At 45.2% G+C, this 22,722-nt stretch carries 16 protein-coding genes and 2 tRNA genes; 8 read left to right on the forward strand and 10 right to left on the reverse strand.

Annotated elements, in window-relative coordinates; translation table 11 throughout:
* Positions 1-149: 149 nt before the first annotated feature.
* Positions 150-500, reverse strand: coding sequence for a cupin domain-containing protein (locus OCT63_RS17265; RefSeq protein ID WP_161679482.1), 351 nt, complete (start codon positions 498-500; stop codon positions 150-152).
* 259 nt (positions 501-759) lie between these two features.
* Positions 760-1,644: an AraC family transcriptional regulator gene (locus OCT63_RS17270; RefSeq protein ID WP_060469609.1), complete on the reverse strand. Its 885-nt coding sequence runs from the start codon at positions 1,642-1,644 to the stop codon at positions 760-762.
* 192 nt (positions 1,645-1,836) lie between these two features.
* Between OCT63_RS17270 and OCT63_RS17275 the strand changes: the two genes are divergently transcribed.
* The 5 genes from OCT63_RS17275 to OCT63_RS17295 all read left to right on the forward strand — a co-directional run bounded on the left by OCT63_RS17275 (position 1,837) and on the right by OCT63_RS17295 (position 6,702).
* The gene (locus tag OCT63_RS17275; protein ID WP_269984159.1) at positions 1,837-2,985 is read left to right on the forward strand and encodes an iron-containing alcohol dehydrogenase; all 1,149 of its coding nucleotides are present in this window, start codon (positions 1,837-1,839) and stop codon (positions 2,983-2,985) included.
* A gap of 281 nt (positions 2,986-3,266) precedes the next feature.
* On the forward strand, positions 3,267-3,983 hold the full coding sequence (locus OCT63_RS17280; protein WP_161685071.1) for an amino acid ABC transporter ATP-binding protein: 717 nt from the start codon (positions 3,267-3,269) through the stop codon (positions 3,981-3,983).
* Positions 3,983-4,780, forward strand: a complete 798-nt coding sequence (locus OCT63_RS17285) for an amino acid ABC transporter permease (RefSeq protein WP_269984160.1) — start codon at positions 3,983-3,985, stop codon at positions 4,778-4,780. Before OCT63_RS17280 ends, OCT63_RS17285 begins: the two co-directional genes overlap by 1 nt.
* A 12-nt stretch (positions 4,781-4,792) precedes the next feature.
* Positions 4,793-5,602, forward strand: coding sequence for a transporter substrate-binding domain-containing protein (locus OCT63_RS17290; RefSeq protein WP_269984161.1), 810 nt, complete (start codon positions 4,793-4,795; stop codon positions 5,600-5,602).
* Between the two features lie 176 nt (positions 5,603-5,778).
* Positions 5,779-6,702, forward strand: coding sequence for an amino acid ABC transporter permease (locus OCT63_RS17295; RefSeq protein ID WP_269984162.1), 924 nt, complete (start codon positions 5,779-5,781; stop codon positions 6,700-6,702).
* A gap of 97 nt (positions 6,703-6,799) precedes the next feature.
* On the opposite strand, the gene OCT63_RS17300 is transcribed toward OCT63_RS17295, so the two are convergent.
* The 3 genes from OCT63_RS17300 to OCT63_RS17310 all read right to left on the reverse strand — a co-directional run bounded on the left by OCT63_RS17300 (position 6,800) and on the right by OCT63_RS17310 (position 8,955).
* A complete protein-coding gene (locus OCT63_RS17300; protein WP_161673718.1) occupies positions 6,800-7,231 on the reverse strand; it encodes a GNAT family N-acetyltransferase in 432 nt (143 codons plus the stop codon).
* A 25-nt stretch (positions 7,232-7,256) separates the two neighbouring features.
* Positions 7,257-7,595, reverse strand: a complete 339-nt coding sequence (locus tag OCT63_RS17305; protein WP_046224897.1) for a zinc ribbon domain-containing protein YjdM — start codon at positions 7,593-7,595, stop codon at positions 7,257-7,259.
* A gap of 196 nt (positions 7,596-7,791) precedes the next feature.
* Positions 7,792-8,955 carry a threonine/serine exporter family protein gene (locus OCT63_RS17310; RefSeq protein ID WP_017058138.1) on the reverse strand — a complete coding sequence of 388 codons (1,164 nt, stop codon included), beginning with the start codon at positions 8,953-8,955 and terminating at the stop codon, positions 7,792-7,794.
* Positions 8,956-9,477: 522 nt separating this feature from the next.
* On the opposite strand from OCT63_RS17310, the gene OCT63_RS17315 reads away from it, so the two are divergent.
* Both OCT63_RS17315 and OCT63_RS17320 read left to right on the forward strand, forming a co-directional pair.
* Positions 9,478-9,552: transfer RNA gene (locus OCT63_RS17315), tRNA-Gly, on the forward strand.
* A 38-nt stretch (positions 9,553-9,590) separates the two neighbouring features.
* Positions 9,591-9,665, forward strand: a tRNA-Gly gene (locus OCT63_RS17320).
* Between the two features lie 93 nt (positions 9,666-9,758).
* Here the strand turns inward: OCT63_RS17320 and copI are convergent.
* From copI to OCT63_RS17345, 5 genes are all read right to left on the reverse strand, one after another.
* Positions 9,759-10,241, reverse strand: coding sequence for a copper-resistant cuproprotein CopI (gene copI, locus OCT63_RS17325; RefSeq protein ID WP_269984163.1), 483 nt, complete (start codon positions 10,239-10,241; stop codon positions 9,759-9,761).
* 107 nt (positions 10,242-10,348) lie between these two features.
* Positions 10,349-13,492 carry an efflux RND transporter permease subunit gene (locus OCT63_RS17330; protein ID WP_269984164.1) on the reverse strand — a complete coding sequence of 1,048 codons (3,144 nt, stop codon included), beginning with the start codon at positions 13,490-13,492 and terminating at the stop codon, positions 10,349-10,351.
* Positions 13,489-15,216, reverse strand: a complete 1,728-nt coding sequence (locus tag OCT63_RS17335) for an efflux RND transporter periplasmic adaptor subunit (RefSeq protein ID WP_269984165.1) — start codon at positions 15,214-15,216, stop codon at positions 13,489-13,491. Before OCT63_RS17335 ends, OCT63_RS17330 begins: the two co-directional genes overlap by 4 nt.
* Before the next feature lie 3 nt (positions 15,217-15,219).
* Positions 15,220-16,686 carry a TolC family protein gene (locus tag OCT63_RS17340; protein WP_161685073.1) on the reverse strand — a complete coding sequence of 489 codons (1,467 nt, stop codon included), beginning with the start codon at positions 16,684-16,686 and terminating at the stop codon, positions 15,220-15,222.
* A gap of 99 nt (positions 16,687-16,785) precedes the next feature.
* Complete coding sequence (locus tag OCT63_RS17345) at positions 16,786-17,250, reverse strand: hypothetical protein (protein ID WP_269984166.1); 465 nt, start codon at positions 17,248-17,250, stop codon at positions 16,786-16,788.
* Positions 17,251-17,483: 233 nt separating this feature from the next.
* Here OCT63_RS17345 and OCT63_RS17350 point away from each other — a divergent pair, with 233 nt between their 5' ends.
* The gene (locus OCT63_RS17350; protein WP_269984167.1) at positions 17,484-22,670 is read left to right on the forward strand and encodes a VCBS domain-containing protein; all 5,187 of its coding nucleotides are present in this window, start codon (positions 17,484-17,486) and stop codon (positions 22,668-22,670) included.
* The last annotated feature ends 52 nt before the right edge of the window (positions 22,671-22,722 follow it).

Below are 22,722 nucleotides of genomic sequence, written 5' to 3' on the forward strand. Positions count from 1 at the left end.
CACCTGTATCTGTGCATAAAATCTTAGGCTATTTAACTAATTATTTTAGATAGCTTACTCTATACAAATACGTTAATAATATTTTCGAGAATCGCATGCTATTTTCTTCAATAAATCGGAAAAATTCCTTAGCAATTAATTTTATTGACTTACTTTTGACTAGCTTGAATGATTAGCAACTCTATTTCATTAGCCGAAGTGTTTACTAAACTATGTGTTCCGAATCGCTTGTTGACGACCATATCACCTGAAGTAACTTTTTTTTCTTTACCTTCGATCATCATCGTTCCCTCCCCTTTTAAGATGATATACATTTCTTGATCATCCCCATGAGTATGCTCTCCCATTGAACTCCCAGGTGGCATAACGACACGAATAGCAAAGTCCCAAGCGCCGTCAAAGTCCTTCCGACGAAATGCTCGATAAATATCAATCTTACCATCTCCTCCATGACTGTTATGGTCGACTTCTTTATCGCACGTGTAAAAATTACGTATCATTTGTTCTGAATCCTTTAAGCAGCATCTTCAGCAAATCTCGAGTACCCCATAGGAGCCGTCAAGAAGCATAGTTTTCACACTTCAATATGAAGTTATTCGTATCTAATTACTTCTTTTGATTAGCTAAATTTTTTTGGTTTGATTTTCAATAATGCATATTTATAAATTAATGCTTCGCAATCAACCAAAATATACGTGTGGTATTGCATAACATGAAATACCGCACATTTAGGAACATGGATTCTTTTTGAAAGAAGAGCTACACCGCTCTTGGAGTGGTATTAAAGTGACGCTTAAATTCGCGGCTAAATTGGGATGGGCTGGAGTAGCCGACCCGGCGTGCAGCGTCGTTAATTCGCAGGCCTTCTGACTGAATCAGCTCTTTGGCTTTGTTGAGCCTTACCTTCTTCAGGTATTGAAGGGGTGATTCAAAGGTGACATTACGAAACGCATTGTGGAAGGCAGACACACTCATGTTGGCTTCGTCGGCAAGCGATTGAACGGTAATGGTTTGATCATACTCTTCATGTACTTTAGACAGCGCTTTAGCAACACGTGCATAGTGGCCGTCGTGATGGGCGAGATCGAATAACACACGCCCTTCAGACCCTGTTAATGCTCGATAAACAATTTCGCTAACGAGCGCATCACCGAGTATGTTGGCTTCAATGTCGCAATGCAGCGTTTTGATCAGTCGAGTAAAGCTGTCTAGCATCTGCTCTTCCATGGGTGTCGACTCTAAACCACTCGATTTCTGTTTATGCTTATTACAGTAGCTTTCGAGAAACCCTTGGTCTTCTAGCTTTTTCACTAAGCTATGTAAGCGCTGAGAGTCGATGTTGATCGACAAACCAAGTAAGGGTTCACCATCGACAGGCAAGGCTTCGCACTCTAGTGGCATTGGCACGCCAACGACGAGGTAATCACCCGCGGCATAAGTTACTGGCCTTTCGCCGATATAGATGTTCTTCTGACCCTGTCCAAGCATGATGATCCCAGACTGATAGGTAAAAGGTTGGCGTTGGTTACCACCACTGCTTCGGTAAAACCAGACATCCTCGATCTCAGTTTTTCGGATCCCTTCGAGATCATTCCAACCTTTGTATTCAACGTAAGACTGCATTAACTGGGCGAGTGTATTCATAACGGGTGATATTCCATTCAAGGTGCGGAGTGTATTTGCACAAAAGCCCAAAAAGAATAACAACTTTGTAGAAATAGGCAATTAATTTAGAGAAACTGGCCTTCACCACCCTAAACTCCTGTACTAATATGCAAATATACATATTGAGCAATACATCAGAATAAAAATCTAGCTTTACACAAGGAACCTACAATGCAATTTACTTATGTTAACCCTACCGTAATTCACTTCGGCCAAGGTCAAATCAACGCTATCAGCCAAGCGGTTGATACTTCAAAGAAAGTACTTGTCATCTACGGTGGCGGTTCAATCAAAAACAATGGCGTTTACGACCAAGTCGTCGCTTCTCTGAAAGATCACGCTTGGATTGAGTTCGCTGGTGTTGAAGCAAACCCTACCAAAGAGACACTCGATAAAGCAGTCGCTCTTGCTAAAGCAGAAAATGTAGAATTCATTATCGCGGTTGGCGGTGGTTCGGTCATCGACGGTTCTAAATACGTTGCTGCAGCCGCTAAATACGACGGTGACGGTTGGGACATCCTAGCAGGTAAACACCAAGTAACAGAAGCAACACCAATCGGCGCAGTATTAACGCTTCCGGCTACGGGCTCTGAATCTAATATGGGTGCAGTAATTACTCGTAAAGAGACTCAAGAGAAGCTGGCATTCATGAACCCAGCAGTACAGCCTAAGTTTGCGGTAATGGACCCAGATGTAATGAAGTCTCTGCCTGAACGTCAACTGATTAACGGTCTAGTTGATGCTTGGGTACACGTGTGTGAGCAATACATCACAATGCCAACAGACGCGATGGTTCAAGACGGTTACGCAGAAACACTGCTGAAAAACCTACTTGTACTGGGTAAGCAATACGATGATCGCGACAACGACGCATGGCGTGCGAACCTAATGTGGACAGCAAACCAAGCGCTTAACGGCCTGATTGGTACTGGCGTTCCTCAAGATTGGGCAACACACATGATTGGCCACGAATTCACAGCACTGTGGCATGTAGACCACGCACGTTCACTGGCGATTGTTCAACCTTCACTACTTCGTAACCAAATCGAAGCGAAACGTGGCAAGCTAGAGCAAATGGGTCGCAACGTATTTGGCCTAGAAGCAGGTGCTGACTTAGCAGAGCGTACTATCGATGCAATCGAAGCGTTTTACCACAGCCTAGACGTGGCAACGATGTTCGACGATTACGAAACAAACAAAGAGACAGCAATCGACAATGTTGTTGCTCAACTTGAATCACACGGTTACCTAGAGCTTGGCGAGAACAAAGCCATCACGCCAGCAAAAACACGTGAAATCCTAGAGTCTGCGATTCACTAAGAGTCGCTTGAACTTAAAGAAAGCAAAACAGATCGAAATACAAAAGTAATTTGAATGGGAGAAGTACCTTAAACAATATTTATGGGGTTACACTGAACCTAATTCTTTGTTCTTTCGTATATCAAAAGCAGCGTTCATTTTGGCGCTGCTTTTTATTTGCCCTACAAGATGCTATTAAATTCTCATAAGCTCTTATTTTTATGTGCAATCATATTTCTATATTGGTAAGGTAAACTGCTCAATTACAAGGTATGTAAGACAATTTGAAGTCTCTGAAGGAAATGGTTAAGTTTAAGTCACTTAACAAGTGGTATGGTGATTTCCATGCCCTAAAGGATATCGATTTAAAGATTGAACAGGGAGAAATTGTGGTGATTTGCGGGCCGTCTGGTTCTGGTAAATCAACCTTGATCCGCTGTATCAACCAGCTAGAGCCCTTCGAAAGCGGTGAGCTTTCTGTGCTAGAACAAGCGCTTCCGTGCAAATTCAGCACTCCAGGTCAAGTCGGTATGGTATTTCAACACTTCCACTTATTCCCCCACCTTACGGTGCTTGAAAACCTGACTTTGTCTCCGACCCGTACGCTCAAAAAAAGCAAACAAGATGCAGAGAAAATAGCGATGCATTATCTTGAATGTGTGCATATTGCAGAGCAAGCGAATAAGTACCCCGCTCAGCTTTCTGGCGGCCAACAACAACGTGTTGCGATTGCTCGTTCTCTTTGTATGAAACCTGAATTATTGTTGTTTGATGAACCAACATCTGCCCTTGACCCAGAAATGATCAACGAGGTGCTCGATGTGATGGTTGAACTTGCAAGCGAGGGGATTACCATGGTGTGCGTGACACACGAAATGGGCTTTGCGAAACGAGTTGCTGACCGTGTCATTTTTATGGATGAAGGGCAAATAGTGGAATCCAATACGCCTCAAGCGCTTTTTGAAAACCCTCAACATGAACGTACTCAAGCGTTCCTAACTCAGATTTTGACTTACTGATGCTGCTTAAAATAGTGAAACCCGCCCTAGCCGCTTTAGTACAAATTGTTGTGCTCGCGGCTGCTGTTGTTTGGATTCTCGATTCTGGCGCACAAACCATGGGATACAGCTGGCAATGGGAGCGCGTACCGGACTATATTGCTTTCTATGAAGATGGCGAATGGTGGCCTGCAGAACTGATGGAAGGGTTACTGGTTACTATCAATATCTCTTTGATCTCTTTAGTCGCTACACTAATTATTGGTTTAACCACAGCCCTATTACGCAACTCTAATTCCGTGGTTGGTCGTACCTTAGCCACCAGCTATGTTGAGTTGATACGTAACACGCCGTTATTAGTACAAATCTATTTGCTCTATTTTGTGTTTGGCCCCGTACTAGGGTTGGACCGCTTTAGCACGGCTGTTTTAGCCTTGGCACTTTTCCAAGGGGCATACACTGCCGAAATCTTCCGTGCCGGTTTAAATGGCATTGCTAAAGGACAATTTGAAGCGGCTCAATCTTTGGGCTTATCAAAGACCTATACTTATTGGGATGTGATTCTTCCTCAGGTGATTCAACGTACGTTGCCGCCTTTGACGAATGAAGTTATCTCTCTTATTAAAAACTCTTCGATTGTGAGTGTCATGGCGATTTTCGACCTGACAACTGAAGCCAGGAACATTGTTTCTGAAACCGCGATGCCATTTGAGATTTGGTTCTCTGTGGCGATCATTTATCTTGCACTTACACTTTCACTTTCTGCCGTTGCTGCTTGGCTTGAGCATAAGCTCGGGGCTAACTGGCGAACACAATAAGGATTTATCAGCATGAAGCTATTTAAAACCGCAATTACAGCTCTACTTGCGCTTGCCGTCAGTTTGCCTGCACTTGCTTCTGAAACGCCTAACCTAGATAAAATCAACGATCGTGGCTCTCTGCGTGTTGGTATGTCGACTTTTATACCTTGGGCAATGCGTAACAAACAAGGCGACCTTGTTGGCTTTGAAATTGACGTGGCGAAGCGTCTTGCCAAAGATTCAGGCTGGAAAGTCGAATTTGTTCCTACGGCGTGGGACGGCATCATCCCTTCTCTATTATCGAAGAAATTTGATGTGATCATCGGCGGTATGTCTATCACTGAAGCGCGATCTAAAAGCGTACTGTTCACTGAACCTTACTCTCACTCTGGCGTTCAGCTAGCTGCAAACAAAGATCTGGCTGAAGGCTTTACTCAGCTCTCTGATTTCGATTCTCGTCGTGTGAAGATAGCTGCTCGTCGTGGTGCTTTCACGGTTCAAGTCGCTCGTGAAACCTTCCCGAAAGCTAAGGTTCTACAGTTTGATGACGACGCTCAAGCGTTCCAAGAAGTGTTAAACGGCAATGCACACGCGGTTATCGCATCTAGCCCAAAACCAGAACACGAAACAATCAAAAACGCAGACACGCTATTCATTCCATTTGAAGAGCGCCTATCAAAAGGTAACGAAGCGTTTGCTGTGCGCCTAGGCGAAACAGACAAAGCAGAGTTTTTCAACGCGTGGATCAAAGCTCGTACTGAAGACGGTTGGTTGAAAGAACGTTACGAGTACTGGTTCTCTACGCTGGATTGGCAGGACCAGATTGCTCAAGGTCAGTAACCTGAAGCCGAGCGCACTTTTTGAATATGGGCTCGCTATTGGTTGATTAATCAAGGCAGTGCGCTGTTTGCACTGCCTTCTCATCGACAACTTAAATCGCCTTTAAGTAGCTTTATTTGATTCGCTTTAGATCCAAACATCAAACCAATAATAATTAATGTTTAAACAGGAATAACGTGAGTAGTACTAGCGCATTATCAACGCCCAAGCCCAACCTTCACATAAAGCCTTGGTATCAACGCCTCAATCTATTAGATGGAGTGTTGTTTGCCATCATTTGTGCATTCGCAGGTTGGCTTTATTATCGCTCTGCTGTCGGTATTAATTACCAGTGGCGCTGGGAAGACGCGTTCACACTGATTTTTATTCCACCTTCTCAAGGCAGTGTCCCTTATTTCTTCCAAGGCTTGGTCGCAACACTGCGTTTAAGTTTATGGAGCATGGTGTTAGCGCTCTCTTTCGGCACACTGTTAGGGGTGGTAAGACACTCTAAGATCGCTTTATTCAAAACACCGGCGCTGATTTTCATCCAGTTGGTTCGAAATATTCCGCCATTGGTATTTGTGTTTATCTTTTACTTCTTTGTCTCCAACCAGCTGATCCCTCTGCTTGGCTTAGAAAACATTTTACGTGAACACAATGGTGAAATTAATGCTGTTCAAGCGTTTCTGTTCGGACCCGCAAACCTTTGGGAAAACTTAGCCTCTGGTGTTATCTGTATTGGCTTGCTTTCTTCGGCTTATATCGCTGAAGTGATTCGGTCTGGTTTAGAAAGCATTCCTAAAGGGCAATGGGAAGCAGCTGACTCTCTCGGTTTATCTACGCTGTCTAAGTATCGATTTGTGGTTGGCCCACAGGTATTAACCGCGATTACGCCACCTTTGGCTGGCCAAGCAATCTCTTTGGTTAAAGACACGTCGATTGTCTCACTGATTTCGATCCAAGAGATGACGTTTGTTGGTACTGAAATGGCGAACTCTTCCGGTTTGATCTTCGAGATCTGGCTGATTGTTGGCGCGGTTTACTTCGCGCTGTGTTTCACCCTCTCACGTATTTTTAAAGTCATTGAACAACGATCGAGCGTTTACCTTAACCGCTAGTGTAATAGATTGTTTGAACGTGAATTCGAGCATCTGTTCGATTATCAAGATCATGATTCACTGTGCCACCGAGTCTAAACCTAACCAGCCCTTATGGTTACTGATGCCACATATAAACAAACTGGTCGTTTTGCGAGGTGATTTCAAAACCAAATCTTAAGTACAGCTCTCCAACTCGATTACCTTGCAGATAACACAACTCAACCGGTTTATTGAGCTTGTCTGCGTAAACTAAGCAATCGGTGAGAACCTGACTACCGATACCCTTGCCATGATATTCAGGCAGCAGGAAGAAACGGCAAAAGTAGAAGTGGTCACCTTTGTCTTGCAGTAACACACTGCCAATCGATTTACCTTTATATTCAATAATTTCAGGCCGTTCTTCTACCCACTCTTCGGCGTGTATATCTCGTTGAACTTGTTCATCCCAGCCAAAAACAGCCTTGATTGGCTCAAATTCAGCCGCCTTTTTTAGCTCGAACAAAAATTCATAATCTGATGCCTGAGCGGGTCTTGTCGAATACTTCAAAATACCTCCAACAATAAATGAATGGTTACTGCTTTTTCACGTATTTCGCTGTCACCAACATCTCCCCGCCACCATCAAGCTTACAATCCAGCTGATGATCTTTGCCTTCGTTGATGCGTCTAATCACAGCTTTAGTACCAATTTTCAAGACGCTAGAGCTGCCTTTTACTTTTAGATCTTTAATAAAAGTTACTTTATCGCCAGTTTCTAGAACGGCACCGTTAACATCCTTAACGCGCGCTGCTTCTCTTTCTAAACGCTCTTCTTCTGGGTTCCACTCATAAGCGCACTCAGGGCAGATTAGGTTGTTTTGGTCTGGGTAGACGTATTCAGATTGGCATTGCGGACAAGGAGGTAAAGACATACGTTAATCCTTCATTTAAATGGAATTTGTGCTCATTTTAATGGCTCTTGCTAGGCTTAGCGAGCACAAATCTAACAATTGCTCCTAAGTGAATCTAACGCAAAAAAGAGCTGCGCCTAAAACGAACAAACACAGCCATGGGCTGTGTTTGTCTATGATAGTAATTTGTTTAAAAGGCAGCCGTAATCTAAAAAGGTCAATGTTCTACTTTTGGCGAGTAGATTGAATACGCTGTGATTTGCCCAGCCACAATCGCGGAGAACATAAACAGCGCCGATAAGCCGATACTTGGGATCGGCAAGATAGACTGCTCAAAAACCGATTGGCTAGCACTTACCAACACGCGACTACCCGGGACCAAGATAATGATCCCTTGCACGATATAGATCGATCCAGTGAGATCCATTTTCTTCGCAATCCAAGTACCATAAAGAGTAATCAACACAGTAGTTACCCAAGTACCGACAACCCAACCACTATCAAAACCTAGATAAAACGGGCCCCACATACCGAGAACAGCGACGGGTAAACCTAATAGAATGTCCGTTGGGCGCGCATTAAACATCACACCGATAGAGACAGAAATCAGCACCAATCCAGAAATGTGCATCCATATCGGCACTGCATTGATATAAGAAATAGAAACGGCCTGCCCCCATATCGCTTCGCCAATATTGAGCCCCATGACAATGCCAACAAACAGCTTAATGAGGGTTAACGCACTTTGACCGAGCAAACTAGTGCCGGAGACTAAGTCATTAAACGCCAAACACTCTAATGCGTTGGCTATTGATAATCCGGGGACGAACAAGACTATTGAAGCAATACACAATGCCCAAACAGGAATGGGCAGACCTGTACTCGCCAAGAAAGCGACGAAAATACCGGTCAATAACGCCGAAATGAATTCAACCGCGATGGCACGACGTGAATGTAGAACTTGCTGACACACCCAAACCATCAAACCCAAAAACACCGAGAAAGCAACCGCTTCTAGCGTACTGCCTACAAGCATCAAATACGCGGGCGGAATGCCCATATTGGCAAGAGCTGTGACCCATTTAGAATAACCTACAGGTTCTGGCACCGGTTCACTACTCGGTTGATTAATACGAATAATGGTATTTGCCAACAAACTCAGATTAATTGAGGCCAACTTTTGGCGTTTTAGAATAACGGCGTTGTTATCATCTGGAAACTGATAGTTAATCGCAGTTGGCGTTGCTTGGATCATCACATCAACACCATGCTTTCTTGCATAGTATTGTGTGTACTTTTCAAGCTTATAAGGAGCACAACCACTGCGGTGAAGAGTGTCCCCAATTTCAACAATTTTGTTAATTCGGTACTGAGAAGGCATGAGTGCGCTAAAGGTGGGAGACAAAATATGCGATAAATGTACCAAACGGCGGACGGAATGACGAGAGTTTTGCGCAAATTATCAACTAAATTTGTTACTTACTTCTCCAAACGATCATGATTACTTATAACGCTACTATTTTGGGATTAGTTTAATGAATTATGTAATTTATGCTCAAGTTGTATTTATGCATCTAAATTGTTATCAGAAATTCGATAATTTGGATGAAGCCCCCTTTATTTTAACATACGGATTTTCATAATTTGCTCACACCTTGAACGAAACGAGTACTCATTTAAATTTACAAATCGTAGGCTAACGCCTTCACCAAAGATATAGGTTATCTGTTATTTTAGACCTAGACTGAATAAGAGTTTAATCACACTTTACTCTTTCTAGAAGCACAAAAGGCGAGTAAAAAACTATCGGAGTGGTGATTATGCGAGCACTTAGAATAAAAATGAAAGAAAAAGGTTTCGTTTTCAGTTAGATGTGGCATTATCAAACTCGTTAAGACGATGTGCGTGCATCGTATAATGGCTATTACCTCAGCCTTCCAAGCTGATGATGCGGGTTCGATTCCCGCTGCACGCTCCAGTCTTCTTGATGCTTCAGTCTTACTCTTAAGACAGTGTGCGTGCATCGTATAATGGCTATTACCTCAGCCTTCCAAGCTGATGATGCGGGTTCGATTCCCGCTGCACGCTCCAATCCTATTCAAGCTTTATTCAGCCGAAATTCATATCCTAATAATACCTCTTCAACACAAATTTTATTTGCATCTAGCTCTATTAGATTAATCTCTACAGCGTTATCGACTTCGCCATGCCCGCTTCTGCGTGATCTGGAATATTACAAGCAAACTCGACTTGATTATCACCATGGAAATGCCACAGTAATTGCTTCGCTTTGCCCGATTTCACCGTCACTGTACTGCCAGAATCATGGTGGTGGTTACCCATCTTTTTCATCATTTCACGATGCTCTAACTGCTCTGCTGCAGAACCAATCGAGAATTCGTGGTCAATCTTGCCTGTATTCATTACTACAAACTGAACTACGTCATTGGGCTCAATATCGACCTTGTTCTTAAACGTAATTCTCATGTCGTCACTCAATAAAACATGAACCACTTTATCGGGTTTAGCGCCTTGAGCTGGCATGCCAACTTCCGACATACCTTCCATATTCATCATCTTCGAATGGTCCATAGCTGAATGATCCATTTCAGCAAAAGCGGTTGCAGTAGTCAGTGTTAGAGCGATAGCAATTAGTGTCTTTTTCATGGTCGTTCCTTAGATTAATTCAGTTTTTGATTTGTTAGTTTCACATGTTTATGTGGTGCGCCCTTACCTACTCCTTTTTCGCAAGTAAGGGCTTTATATTCAGTGCTTTATTTACTTATCTCGTTTTGGCTGTGCGTAATCTCACGCAGCTTCCAGAGCTTAAAGATCGCAGGTAGCACCAATAATGTGAGCAATAACGCAGACGCCATTCCGCCAATCATTGGTGCAGCGATTCGTTGCATCACTTCTGAGCCCGTACCCTCGCCATACATAATTGGAATAAGGCCAATGATCACGGTAAGAACCGTCATCATCACTGGGCGAACACGCAGTCCTGCGCCCTCACGAATCGCATCCGTTAAGTCTTCACTCTGAAGTGCTTGCTGGTCCTGCTCCGCATCCAATTTTTTGTAGTGCCATGCTTGGTTTAGGTAGACCAACATGATCACACCTATCTCAACAGCAACCCCGGCAAGAGCGATAAAGCCAACACCAACCGCAATGGAGAAGTTGTAATTGAGGTAATGCATCAACCACAGACCGCCCACCATGGCTAACGGCAATGTCAGCATGATCATCATCACTTCACCGACACGGCGGAAGCTCAAATACAGCAGCAACATGATGATGGCGATGGTGATAGGCACTACCACACTTAGGCGATCTTTGGCCCGTTCCATGTATTCGTATTGACCAGACCACGCCAGTGAATAGCCCGCAGGCAAGACGATCTGATCTGTAACGACTTGTTGCGCTTCTGCTACGTAAGAACCAAGGTCACGACCATCAATGTCCACGAATACCCAACCGTTAGGACGCGCATTCTCTGTTTTGATCATCGGTGGGCCGTCTTCATATCGGATATCCGCGACATCAGACAAAGCGATACGAGCACCGTTTGGCGTAACGAGTGGTAAGTTCTGCAACTTGACGACAGAATCACGATAATCTTGCGGGTAGCGGACGTTAATCGGGTAACGCTCAAGCCCTTCAACGGTTTCACCCACATTCATCCCACCCACCGCAGTCGAGATAGCCTGCTGCACTTCTTTGATGCTTAACCCGTAACGAGCAGCAGAACGGCGTTTGATGTCGATCGTGACATAACGACCACCAGCCACACGTTCGGCATATACAGAAGCCGTACCACTCACACCGTTCAAGATAGGTTCAAGCTGAGAACCAATATCCTCAATAACACTCAGATCTGGCCCTGCTATCTTGATTCCGATTGGCGTTTTAATACCGGTCGCTAGCATGTCGATACGAGTCTTAATTGGCATGACCCATGCGTTAGTCAAACCCGGGAACTGAATCAGATCATCGAACTCTTTACGTAACGACTCTGTAGTGACGCCGTCACGCCACTCATCTCGAGGTTTAAGCTGAATTACCGTTTCAATCATGGTCAGTGGCGCAGGATCGGTTGCGGTCTCTGCACGTCCGATTTTGCCCCATGTGGTTTCAACTTCTGGGATGGTTTTGATTAACTTGTTGGTTTGCTGTAGCAGCTCACGCGCCTTACCTATCGAGATCCCCGGATAAGTGGTCGGCATGTACATCAAATCACCTTCATCCAAAGGAGGAATGAACTCACTGCCAAGCTTGCTGGTTGGGTAGTACGCAGATGCCATTAAGCCAAGTGCGATAACAATCATCACCTTTGGATACTTTAGGCTGAGGTTCAGAAGCGGTTTGTACATCGCGACCAAACTACGGTTCACTGGGTTTTTATGTTCAGGTAGCACGTTGCCACGAATAAAGTAACCCATTAACACCGGCACAAGTGTGATAGCCAAACCAGCAGCAGCCGCCATTGCATACGTTTTAGTAAACGCGAGTGGCGAGAACATCTTGCCCTCTTGTCCTTCTAATGCGAATACAGGAACAAAGCTTAAGGTAATGATAATCAGCGAGAAGAACAGCGGCGCACCCACCTCTTCTGCCGCTTTACCAATTACTTGCCAACGGTTCTTATCGGTTAGAGGCGTTCGCTCAATATGTTTGTGAACGTTCTCTATCATTACAATCGCACCATCGACCATGGCACCAATCGCAATCGCGATACCACCTAGGGACATGATATTGGCGTTAATCCCCTGCCAATGCATCACAATGAACGCCCCTAAAATACCGACAGGTAAGCTAAGCGCGATAACCAGCGATGAGCGAATATGGAACAGGAACAACGCGCACACAATCGCAACCACGAAGAACTCTTCAGCCAGTTTCTTCCATAGATTTTCAACCGCAGAATCAATCAAGGTTGAACGGTCATAAGTTGCGACAATCTCGACACCATCAGGTAAGCCCGCTTGCAGCTCTGCAAGTTTACTCTTAACAGAATCAATTACTTCACTGGCATTTTCACCAAAACGCATCACGATAACACCGCCAACCGCTTCACCTTCACCATTCAGCTCAGAGATGCCACGACGCATTTGTGGGCCAAGGTTTATGTCAGCAATATCACCCAATAGCAGCGGTGTACCTTTGTCGGTCACTTTTAGCGGCAGTGATTGAATGTCTTCAATGCTTGTCAGGTAACCCGTAGTGCGAACCATGTGCTCCGCTTCAGCAATCTCAACCACTGAAGCACCCGTTTCTTGGTTGCCATCTTGGATCGCCTTATTGACCTGTTGAAGGGTTAAGTCATAAGCACGTAATTTAGCAGGATCAATCTGTACTTGATACTGCTTCACCATGCCGCCTACCGTTGCGACTTCAGATACGCCCTCAACGGTTTGCAGTTCATACTTCAAAAACCAGTCTTGCAGGCTACGAAGCTCTGCTAAGTCGTGCTTACCGGTTTTATCTTGCAGTACATAGCTGTAAACCCAGCCCACACCGGTTGCATCTGGTCCTAATGTTGGTTTAGCACTTGAGGGCAAGTTAGGCGCGACTTGGCTCAGGTATTCCAACACGCGAGAACGCGCCCAATACATGTCAGTATCGTCATTGAAGATGATATAGACGTAAGAATCACCAAAGAACGAGTAACCACGAACCGTTTCGGCACCCGGCACGGCTAACATTGCAGTAGTGAGTGGATACGTTACTTGGTCCTCAACCACTTGTGGCGCTTGACCCGGATAGCTAGTTTTGATGATCACCTGTACATCAGAAAGATCTGGAATAGCATCGACGGGCGTATTTTTAACGCTGTATAACCCGCCAAACACGATGGCGACAGTCGCGACCAGCACCAAAAATCGGTTACTGATGGACCAACGAATAATTGCATTGATCATAATGTGCCCTCACCTGCTTCTAAAGATTTGAGCACATAATCTGAACCCTGTTTCGCCACTAGAAACCGGATGCTTTGCTCCTCAGAAAACTCCGATAAATCAAGGTCGTCACTGGCTTGGAAGTTCATTTCACCCGCTTTCCAATCCCACTCTGGTACTGGCTTGTAATTCACCGTGATCATTCCGAAATCAGGCATTAGCATAGTGATGTCGCCTTTCACCCACACTTCGCCCGCCATTTGATGCTCGCTCACCTTATAATCAACGACTTCATACTGGCCTGATTCTGTTTTCATCATTTCAAAATCAACGACTTTCCCACGCTTCACGTCGGCCATATCTAAGCCTTCTGCGAAGGTGAAATTCATCACCATGCCCGGCCAATCCCATTCAGGAACAGGCTGGTGATTGATGGTTGCCATACGACTGCCTTGCATCACATCGGCAATTTCACCCTTTGCCCAAACCGTTTCGGCTTGCTCTTCAATGCCATTGATTCGTGACAAATCAGCGGATTGACTAGATTCAGAGTCCAGCATGAAGTGCGCTGAAGTCACAATGTGTTCGCCTTGTGTGAGCCCTTGCAACACCTCGGTCTTCTCGCCAGCTTCACGCCCTACTTCAATGCGTGCTGAACGGTATTTACCTTCACCTTCAGACAACACAACACGAGTCATGCCCCCAGAGTGGATAACTGATGATCTTGGTATGGTAAGAACTTGATCATCACTGATTGGTTTCAGTGCGATATTGGCGAACATATTTGGTTTGAGCTCGCCATTAGGGTTAGAGAACTTCAAGCGAACGCGTAAGGTTCGAGTTTTTGGGTCAAGAATCGGATATACATAATCCACATTGCCCTGCCACTCTTTGCCCGGAATCGCATCCAGTGTCATCTCTGCGTTACTGTCCGATGAGATCCAGTGCGCTTGGCGCTCAAACACTTCGGCATCAACCCAAACTTCGTCTAGAGGACCAGCACTGATTACCGCTTGCGCAGGCGAAAGATATCCACCTTCGCGAATGTTGAGGCTGGCGATAACGCCATCCGCAGGCGCTTTGATTTCTATGGTTTGCGAGGCTTTACCTCGGCGAGTGATAGAGCGAATCTGCGCTTTATCGACACCCAAGGTGATCAAGCGCTCAGTGGAACCTTTTATCAGTCCTTTGCGACCCGTTTTGTAAGCGCTAAGCAATTCTTCTTGTGCCTTAACCAGCTCTGGAGAATAAAGTGTGAACAGCACATCGCCCTTATTCACCTTCTCACCGACAGCATTGATATAAAGCTTCTCAACCCAGCCAGCTGCTCTTACGTTGGTTTGCCATAATGTACTTTCATCAAACGCAACATAACCCACGGTTTCAATCCGAGGAGACAGCGCTTCGAAGTTAACTTTCGCTGTTTTGACTCCAAGATTGTTTTCTACCGACGGGTCGATAAATACCGTTCCTGCTTTGTCTGAACCACCACTTAAGTCATCGGCATAAACAGGGATTAAATCCATTCCCATAGGCGACTGACCCGGCTTGTCACGCTGATAATTTGGGTCCATTGGCGCAACCCAATACAGAGGTTCATTGCTTTCGTCAGCTTGAGGTTCTGCTCCCTCCATGCCTGCCATCGCTGACATGTTATGCGCTGATCCAACGACAAAGTGATTCACACCAAAACCTAATGCGCCACCGACCAACAAAGCGATAGTCGCTACTTTTACTGTATTCATTGTCTATTCCTTTATTGATTGGCTGTTGTTTTGAGTTACGGTGGAGTTGAGTTGCGGTTGGTTAACTTGGTATTCAAAGCCACTGAACAGTGAGGCCAGTTTGCTATTTACAATGTTGAGATCGGTAATCAAACGCTGTTGTTCTAGCTTTAAAGCAAGCTCGTCTGCCGTTGCAGAGATAACATCGTTAAATTGTGCGGTGTTGTTTTGATAACCCCTTTCAACTGCACTGATCCGTGCCGTCGTCTGAGGTAATAAGGAATTTTGATAACGTTCTAAACGTTGGGTGAGGTTCGCCTTATCCACCAATAACGCATTCATTTGCGCGTTCATTTGGGAAAGTAAGGTGTCTTTTTGGGATTTAGCCGCACCAACTTGGTACTGAGCCGCTGACAAGTTCTTGTCTTGTCGGTTGCCCGTAAACAGTGGGATATCAACCGTTAGATAAGCACTGACAAGATCAGAGGCAGGTTCGCCCGCCATGTTGTTCGCTTGTCGATGGGCATACATCACTTCCACACCAAACTGCGGCGTATAAGCTTGCTCAGCGAGTTCTACTTGAGTTTGAGTAGATGAGATAGTCGCATCTGTGATCTTAACGAGCGGATGATCCATCAACAGTTGATAGTGCTTGGTTGCATCGTTGTTAGTCGCCAGCTTGCTCTCCAAGTTTGTCCAGTCAATTTGGTTGTTCGCATGAAGTATCCCTTGAGGATCAAGAGCCTGAGAATCAATAACTTGAGAGCTAATCGCTTGAGCCCCTAACCAGTCAGAACCGAGCCACTCAGACAGTTGAGAGATGAGACGGCGTTGAACTTGCTGATTGGCTTGCAGTTTCTCATCAAGCTTACTGACTTGAAGCTGAGCATTAAGCAGATCTTGTGCTTCACTTTTACCAATCGAGTAATTGGTCTGCACATAGTTTTCTAGCTCAACCAACAAGCGTCGATTTTCACGCATCACACCTTCAGCGACTTGCTGATAACCCAATTCAAGCCATAACTGCGTCATGCTGTTAGCAACGGTAAGCTCGCGAGCCTGCACTTGAAGAGCTAACCCATCCGCTTGCTGACCGGCTTTTTTCTGCTGAAGATCGAGTGTATTGCCACGCTCAAATTGCTGCATTAGACCGACCGAAATATTGGTCATTGGATCTTCATCAAACTGGAAGCTATCGACTGGCAGTCCACCAAATCCGACTTTCAATTTCGGATCCATTAAGGTTGCGCTCGCAATACCGGTTTCACGCATCGCTTGTGACTGAGCAAAGTACTGCTTGCGATTGCTGTCTTGGCTCAATGCTATCTCAATCAATGTATTGAGTTGCTGTGTTGAGCTCTGTTGATCAGCTTGTGTTGAAGCAGGCGCCGCAGCTAAAGCACTGGTTGAAATAAAAGCAGCACTCGAAACAAAGGCAGCAGCGACCACGACACGCGCGTTTATTCCAAACACGGAGGTTGTTGGTTTTATATTCACAATGAATGTCCATATCTAGCGTTAAATAACGCATATAAAAGATTGGCGTATCAGACTTATAACTCTGATATCGCTATGTTTTTAGATATAGATTTATGCGGTGGGTGGGCGTAACAAAGATTGAGCGCGTGTGACTTTCTGCCCGATAATGACAGATTGAAAACGAGCTAAGGAAGAGACATATGGATTGGCGGCTTGAACAGCCTGAATTGGATAAGAAGTTGCAGAACATACTGAAGCGCAACAATCGGCACTCGAACAATGGTTACCCATCATGTGGTCGCCGTCTTCGCTCATTGAAGACATATCGCATTGAGCCATCAAGTCATGAGCACTCATATTAGAGTGTTCAGCGTGTGCTTCTTCACTCGTCACATGACATCCCGCCATTGAATCATTAACCGACGTATCGCTGTGGTAACAAGCCGATTTGCTCGAGATCATTTCCATCATCATTACTTCAGTCATCATGGCTGATGAGCTTGAGGCATAGCTAGACATCAACATCGCGATGATGCTGAAAACAGTAATCCAAGTTGTTCGGAATGTGTTTGTCATAGCTAACCTTTAAATTTATACGGTAACTATAAAGGTTCCCCTTAGGGTAAGGTCAATGCTCATTACTCAATACCTTGAGTTAATGAACAAATGGATATTCAACACGTTTACATCAAAATGAGAGAATTGTTTGATTTAAAGAAATTTTCTTTAAAAATTATCTTATTAGCTCGCCAAACCTCGATCTGTGTATTTTACTTAAAGCAGAATAATAGAGATTCACGGATGAGAAGATGACTAAAGAAAACAACGTCAAAATAAGCACAAAGCTCAATAAAAAAGAACAACCTAAAACCCAACCCTCAGCAGCTGTAAAAGAGGGAAAAAATAAAAAAGTTCGATTACATTCGAAACTCAAGATCAATGTTCCTCTGACTCAGTCTTTAATGCTCATTCTACCGTCGCTCGCTAAACACGCTTCAGCTGAAACGTTGAGCCCGACGGATGATTCAACATTGGTTCACCAAGAGCCCATCAGCAATCAAGAAAGTGCAGTTCATTTAAGCACTGATATTTCTAAAGACGAAAATCAAAAACCAATAACAAGAAATATTCACGATTCAAATGCTATTGTTGGTCAAGAGTCCTCTTCTTCAGGAAGTGAAACTACGCTAAAACCGTCACATCACCTTTCTAGCTCATCGCACCCTCAAGCACATTACATCCCTGCAAGTTCGATTCCTTCTATCGAGTCGGGTGAAGTAACCGCACCGACCAACAATGTTCCTACAACACCCAGCCTACCAGTAACCTTTACTCCGGAAGTGATCAAAGGAATATATGGGGAGCTTCACGTTGATGCGGGCGGTAAATATACCTTTGTATTGAACCCTCTCTCACCCCAATTCATTTTGCTACACCAGAATCAACCCGGCACAGATAAGTTCGTGCTTCACTTATCAAATGGGTCTAGCGTTGTCGTTCAAATACCCGTTACTGGTAAGCAAGATGTTCCTACCATTTCTGGAGATTTGCACGGCATAGTGACTGAAGATAGCAACGTGGATTCTCACGGCTTATTGAACGCAGTAGGTAAGATTGATGTTGTCGACCCCGACCATGATCAAAGCTCTGTGCTTGCTGAAACAATTACCGGAAAATATGGCACACTAACTATCGACTCTAATGGTGCATGGCACTACCAAGTCAACAATTCACTTCCCAATATCCAAGCGCTGACCTCACTCACTAGCCTCCATGAGTCGTTTACCATTCACACCAAGGATGGCACTCCTCAAGCGCTTGAAATGACAGTTGGCGGCATTGACGACAACGCAGTGGTCACGGGGTTAGATACTGGGACTTTGATCGAAGACTCCACATTACACGCTCACGGGCAATTAACAGTTTCTGATCCGGATTTAAACCAAGATCACTTTCAATCCGAACAACTTCAAGGCCATTGGGGCAGCCTATCCATTCAGCCAGACGGTACATGGACTTATGATTTAGACAATACCAATCCGAAGGTACAATCATTATCGAAAGGATCCACAGTCACAGACATCATCACTGTTCACTCTGCTGACGGCACACCACATCAAATTAAGTTGACGATCAAAGGCACCAATGATGCCGCAACCGTCAGCAACGCTGCCGTGGCAGTCGATGAAACCGATACGGCCATTACTACTTCAGGCACTCTGACCAGCACCGATGTCGATAATCCAGACAATGCGTTTACGCCGGATTCTATTTCTGGCACCAATGGCGATTTAACGATCGACGCCAATGGTCATTGGACGTTCACTGCTAACAGCGCCTTTAATCAATTAAACGTTGGCGATAAAGTTGAAGAGACTTTCACTGTGTCTTCGGTTGATGGCACGCCATCGACCATTAAGGTCACGATTAATGGTACTAACGATGCCCCTACTATTAATGCTCAGGCTCACTCTGTTACTGAAGGCGGTAGCGTTCTCCATGGGCAAATGGTTGGTCAAGATATAGATACAAGCGCCATATTGACTTACAGCACACCGCAAATCGATGGTTTGTTGATGAACCCAGACGGAAGCTATAACTTCAATCCTAGTCATTCCGCTTACCAATCTTTGGCATCAGGTGTCACGAAAACACTCACTATCCCAGTAACAGTGACGGATGAGCATAACGCGAGCAATACCCAAAACCTCTCAATCACCATCACAGGCGTGAACAACTCTGCGAAGATCACTGGTGTCGATACTGGTGAGGTCCACGAAGGCCGCGCCTATACCGCCCCCGATGGCAGCACCAGCGGCACCAGTGTTGACGATCGCTCACCCGATCATGCACATGGCAATATCGCCGAACTTAGCAATGATCTCATTCATACCGAAGGTCACTTAACCATAGTGGATGCCGATACTGGAGAAAGTCATGCCCAAAGCGGTACCTATCAAGGCGCGCACGGCCAAGTCATCATGCAAAGTAACGGCGATTGGAGCTATTACGCCTCCATCGGACAAACCGCTACTGGCCGAGCGATTGATCATTTAGGTAAAGGTGAATCATTAACCGACTCCATTACAGTGAAATCCGCCGATGGCACCACTCACGATATTCATATCACCATTCATGGTGACAACGACCGCCCATACTGTTCATCTGAAGTGCAGCTCAATAGCGGTAAAGAAGACCAAACGCAGACCTTCACCACCGCACAATTGCTAGCCAATACCGTCGACGTCGATCACAATGACGCTGGTAAACTTACCCTCTCGAACCTGCACGCCGATCACGGCACCGTACTCGACAATAAAGATGGCACATTCACCTTTACTCCAGACCATAATTACAATGGCCAAGTCCATTTTACCTATGACGTAGTCGATGCTCATGGTGGGATGACGCACTCACGAGCAAACATTAACTTAACAGCTGTCAGAGACGCCGCTACCTTTACAGGAGACGACACTGGTGCCGTTAAGGAAGATACAGGAATATCGAGATCTGGCGGAATAGATCAATTAGTCGCTTCGGGGACGCTTGCAATTCACGATCCGGATGGACCACAGGAAGAATTCTTCGACTTCAAATCTTGGGGAGAACATGCTATTTCCGATCCTTTTGGTGGAAACCTGCATATTAGCCAAGCGGGAAGTTGGGCTTACGTTGTCGATAATAATAACCCAGCGTTACAGGCTTTAAAGGAAGGGGAGACACGTGACGTTGTTTATAGAGTAACTTCACGAGATTATAGTACTCACGAAATTACTATTACAGTAACAGGGACTAATGATGTACCGACCGCTGCCAAGGTGGTGTTAACCAATGGTACGGAAGATACCCAGTATCAAATGCAGGCCAGTCAATTTGGCTTCTTTGATATTGATACGGGCGATACCCTCCATTCTATTTCAATCACTGATTTACCCCCTACAGCTCAAGGTAAATTTGTGCTCAATGGGCTTGGCATTCACGCAGGACAAGCCATTACAGCGGCCGATATCACCAAACTGCAATTCGTACCGGCCCCTGACTTCAATGGTGACGTTGCGTTCAAATATACTGTGAATGACGGGCATGCTGATTCTGCTGAAACACAGAATACCTTACACATCGATGCGGTGGCCGATGCTGCGACATTTACCGGAGGTGATACTGGCGAGACCCACGAAGGCAGCGCCTATACCGCTCCCGATGGCAGCACCAGTGGCACCAGTGTGGACGATCGCTCACCCGATCATGCACATGGCAATATCGCCGAACTCAGCAATGATCTCATTCATACCGAAGGTCACTTAACCATAGTGGATGCCGATACTGGGGAAAGTCATGCCCAAAGCGGTACCTATCAAGGCGCGCACGGCCAAGTCATCATGCAAAGTAACGGCGAATGGAGCTATTACGCCTCCATCGGACAAACCGCTACTGGCCGAGCGATTGATCATTTAGGTAAAGGTGAATCATTAACCGACACCATTACTGTGAAATCCGCCGATGGCACCACTCACGATATTCATATCACCATTCATGGTGACAACGACCGCCCATACTGTTCATCTGAAGTGCAGCTCAACAGCGGCAAAGAAGATCAGTCGCAGACCTTCACCGCCACCGAACTCTTGGCAAACACTATAGACGTGGATAGCAACGACCTAGGCAAACTCACCGTTGCGAATCTTCACGTTGATCATGGTTCTATTCTAGATAATCAAGACGGTACATACACTTTTACTCCAACCAAAGACTATAACGGCCAAGTTCACTTCACTTATGATGTGCAAGACGCGCATGGTGGTGTTACGCATACGGGAGCGAATATCACCCTTGCAGCCGTGAATGATGCCGCAACATTTACTGGTGACTCCGGTAGCATAAGAGAAGATACAAACATTCACCACAGCGTGCATACCAACGGGGCAGCAAACATTCCAGATGTCCTTGTTTGTCATGGACACTTGGTTATTTCTGATGTTGACAGACAAGGTGAAGCAGCACTAGATCTCAAAGGGAAGCCGTATCTATCACAGGATGGAACCTATGGTCACTTCACGATCACTAGTAGTGGTACTTGGGTATATACAGCAAACAATAATAGTACGCCGATTCAAGACTTAGACAATGGACAAACACTCACAGATAGAATTGAAGTCACATCAAAAGATGGTACCAAAAATTCAATTTCAGTCACTATTAATGGGACTACCGACGATCCTATTTTGCACAGTCTTAGTGATTCAGGCATCCAACATAGTGGCCCAATAGAAGGAAACCTAATTACAGGCTTTGGCACTCATGAAGGATTAAGTGGTGCTGCAACAGATACGGATTCCAATGCACACCTAGTACTGCAAGATATTCAAATCAAAGACCCCGTTGCAGGTTATGTCACGGTCACACCTGGACACCCACATTCTATGAATGGAATTGGCACGCTCGCTATTGAAGCAGATGGGCACTATACATTCACGCCCGATGCTGGATTTACTGGAACGGTACCTAGCATGGTCTATCGGGTCGGTGATACCAATGGCAATTCAAGAAATGATTCATCTCAAAATAGCTTAACCATTGAGGTCAACTCTCCGGCTCCGCATGCGCCAGTTCAACACGATGAACCAGACTCACCTCTGACGTTTGAGGCATCTGTTACTATCGTAGAAGATAGCAATGATACAAATGAGCAACATGTTAGTGTTAGTGCTACAGACCCTCAACATCACGATGTCAGCCACCATGGTGCAGCAGCTTATCTGGATGCACTGGGCATTAAACCCGACGCGACATCGACAACAGTTGACGATCAACCTGCTGATATGGACATCGTACTTGCACAAGTCGACCAACAAGATGCAGCAACACATGACCAAGCGCACTTGGATATGTCAGACGCGCTGGAACACCATGATGCGAACGTCAACCACAACCAAGATGATGAGCATCACCATCATAACGACATAGACGGGCTGCCAGACATAGACCCTAATTCATAACATCAAGTAAGTAAGATTGGGAGTGTTGTCTGCTCCCGTAATCTCCTCTAAT

The sequence above is a fragment of the Vibrio sp. RW genome (assembly GCF_027587105.1).
Taxonomy (GTDB): Bacteria; Pseudomonadota; Gammaproteobacteria; order Enterobacterales; family Vibrionaceae; genus Vibrio; species Vibrio toranzoniae.